We start from the raw sequence: 2897 nt of genomic DNA on the forward strand, positions 1-2897 counted from the left end.
ACGTTATGAATCTTGCCCTAAGAAAGATTATATATGATCCAATTAGTTATATTCATCCTCAACGAGTAAGTTTGAATAATGCACGTATTAGCAATCCGGTACTTAGATCTATTACCAATGAAATGATACTCCTACAGTACAATCTTTCAGTTGAGCATTTCAGTCTGAATAGTTCACTTATTTACTACATAAACAATTGGAAATTATTTCCATTGATCTGTTTACTCAGTGGTTGTCACTTTTATCGAGAAAGGTTTGCAGAACGGGGATTTTTTTACAAGGTTCCTGATGTGCTAAGGAATTATTTATCAGCGATACCGGTGGAAATAAATGAAAAGGCACGATATAAACCTGGCATCGTTAACTATCAGAATATCATCACATGTGGTTTTTCAACGTTGTTGCCCTATGTAAGGCAACAACCGTTGGCAATGCAGCAACGATTTAATTTATTATTTCCTGATTTTGTTGACCACATACAATTGCCGTTACCACTTGCGTCTACTCTTTTGGAGAGAATTACATTTTATGCGAAAAAAAATAGAGATGAGCTTGATAAACTCTCCTGCAAATGGTGTTGTGATTAAAAGAATAATTTCTGATGGATTGAAAGAAATAGTCTCTCTAAAAGAACAGATCCTTCTTGAAACCACCGCAAAAATTCAGAGTATTGAGGAAAAGAGAGAAGAAAAAGTTATTCAAGGTTATTATGATGGCTATGCGAAAGGCATTATTGATGTGATGGATAATTTTATACCCTTGATAAGTTTGCTGAGCTCAGAATTAGAAAAAAACAGAATAAACATGATAAACGATCTGAAGAGCATATTGTTAAAATCTTCAGAGGAAGTTGAAGTATTTATCAAAATTTTTGAAAGTTGGGTAACAAAATTACCGTCAATATCAGGCCCTTTGAATCTCTATATACCTAACAGTTTCAAAGATAAGTCTATTGAAGTAGAGTCATATTTTGTCGACAAGTCAATATGGAATGTCCATATTTCATATCATGATGACAAACGTTTTATTTTTTTTACAGATCAATTTATTGCTGAATTTAGTCCGCAGGAATTTGTGGATAATTGTGAGCAATATTTAATTAGCAATCACTGTTTTTCCCCTGATAAGGTCAATGAAATCTGTGAACATGCCAGACATTATTTAGTTGAAAGAATGTGTGAAATAGATTCTTTGGCTATGAATAATTCTGATTTGACGAACCCAGAGGACTTATAGATCACTGTCTCCGGTTTAATGACTTGAATATAATCTAATTCTAATATTTTAAACGCCTAATGATTTTTCAACACTGGTCTTATTTTGCTTACACAAAAATTTTATTTTTAATTATATTTCATTATTATTTCATCAATGTATTCTTTGGATTTTGCTTATAATAATAATGGAAGGGATGATTAAAAATGAATGCGTTATAGCATTTACACTCAGGATGAATATATGGGAAAGATTAAAATTGTAGTTTCAGATCAGCAGCCGTTTATGATTGATGGGATAATTGGATTTCTCGGACATTATCCCGATTTATATGAGGTTGTTGGGGGCTATAAAGATCTGAAGAAAGCTATAGCGGAGTGTAACAAATCTGCAGCCCAAATATTTATTTTAGGAGAATTTGCAGGTGGAATGATGGGGTCCGAACTCATAAAATGGGTTAAATCGCATAAAATAGATGCTCATATTATTACATTTGTAGCAAAAATGCCGTATATTGATTCAATAAAATTGCTTGAAGCCGGTGCGAAAGGATGCGTATGGAAAACCAGTCACCCGGCGAAACTAAATCGCGCTATTGATTCGATTAGTAATGGTTACACTTATTTTGATAGTGTACATATGGATTGTGAAAAAATATCTTCAAGATATTCCTCTGATAATCAACTTACAAATCGTGAGTCTGAAATACTACAACTCATAGCTGATGGAAAAACAAACAAAGAAATCGCTAATTTCTTGCAGTTAAGCAGGAAAACAGTCGAAACTCATAGACTCAATATCATGAAGAAATTAGATGTTCACAGTGGTATCGAGTTGATCAAAACAGCTTTACGTATGGGTGTTTGCACTATATAAAAAAAGAGGCTTTAGGCTCATTTTGCTAAAGCCTTACGCTTGTCTATTTCATTAAGTCTGGTATATACAACATATATTTTTTTTGCATATTGCAGCCTCTTTTTTTGGTTTTCCATTGCAAAACCCGCGTTATAAGTCCCCAGACATTGCCACGTTACCCCACAACGTGAAAAATGATTATATAAAATCTCGGTCCCTATTTTAATGTTCAGACAGGGGTTATCTAACAAATCTCGTTCATCTTTTATTATTCCACGTTTTTTTAACATGGGAATGTGCATCTGGTTTATCTGCATTAAACCATAATCAAAACTATTTATATTGTTTTTCTTATCCCTGTTCTTGCCGATGCTATCATTTTTTAAATTACTTTCAACAAGAGCGATAGCTTTGATCAAATTTGGTTCGATTCTGAAAATTGATCCTGCTTCATTAAAGCAAGCGCTACTGGCGAAAGACATTTTTGTAATTAATACAGAAAACATGAAGATGGATAAGATTTTAACTTTGGGTAAGCGCATATATTTTTATGTGTAGGATTGAAGGAAAGGAACGAGATACTAATATAATCAGTATCTCGTTAAACATTTAAGTGGTCAATTGTCTACCATTCCAGTTCATAGTAAGGAGAGATAGGATTATCTTTCGAATACATATCATTTTGAAAAGATGCCATCCATGTTGAAACTATAAATGCTTGTATTTGATCTGTATCAGTAGCACTGGTGGTGATGTGTTTATCTAATGAAACTACTTCATCACCCGTTGCAGTTGCTATATTTAAACTTTGAGAAAAATTATTCATA

5 protein-coding genes are annotated in these 2897 nt (G+C 33.0%); 3 read left to right on the forward strand and 2 right to left on the reverse strand.

Annotation, left to right across the window (positions count from 1 at the left end):
* Window positions 1-5: 5 nt before the first annotated feature.
* From HEN33_RS24520 to HEN33_RS24530, 3 genes are all read left to right on the forward strand, one after another.
* Window positions 6-587, forward strand: coding sequence for a type III secretion apparatus protein OrgA/MxiK (locus HEN33_RS24520; protein WP_001389479.1), 582 nt, complete (start codon window positions 6-8; stop codon window positions 585-587).
* Window positions 529-1236: a hypothetical protein gene (locus HEN33_RS24525; protein ID WP_123057310.1), complete on the forward strand. Its 708-nt coding sequence runs from the start codon at window positions 529-531 to the stop codon at window positions 1234-1236. The genes HEN33_RS24520 and HEN33_RS24525 overlap by 59 nt, the downstream gene beginning before the upstream one ends.
* 222 nt (window positions 1237-1458) lie before the next feature.
* Window positions 1459-2091 (forward strand): LuxR C-terminal-related transcriptional regulator, encoded by a 633-nt coding sequence (locus HEN33_RS24530; protein WP_000516283.1) that lies wholly within the window; start codon window positions 1459-1461, stop codon window positions 2089-2091.
* Between the two features lie 17 nt (window positions 2092-2108).
* On the opposite strand, the gene HEN33_RS24535 is transcribed toward HEN33_RS24530, so the two are convergent.
* Together HEN33_RS24535 and HEN33_RS24540 are read right to left on the reverse strand one after the other, a co-directional pair.
* Window positions 2109-2612, reverse strand: coding sequence for a lytic transglycosylase domain-containing protein (locus HEN33_RS24535; protein WP_103253739.1), 504 nt, complete (start codon window positions 2610-2612; stop codon window positions 2109-2111).
* Between the two features lie 83 nt (window positions 2613-2695).
* Window positions 2696-2896 carry a hypothetical protein gene (locus HEN33_RS24540; protein ID WP_137497735.1) on the reverse strand — a complete coding sequence of 67 codons (201 nt, stop codon included), beginning with the start codon at window positions 2894-2896 and terminating at the stop codon, window positions 2696-2698.
* Window position 2897 lies beyond the last annotated feature (1 nt).

It is taken from the genome of Escherichia sp. 94.0001, assembly GCF_013369155.2.
In the GTDB taxonomy this organism is placed as follows: Bacteria; Pseudomonadota; Gammaproteobacteria; order Enterobacterales; family Enterobacteriaceae; genus Escherichia; species Escherichia coli_F.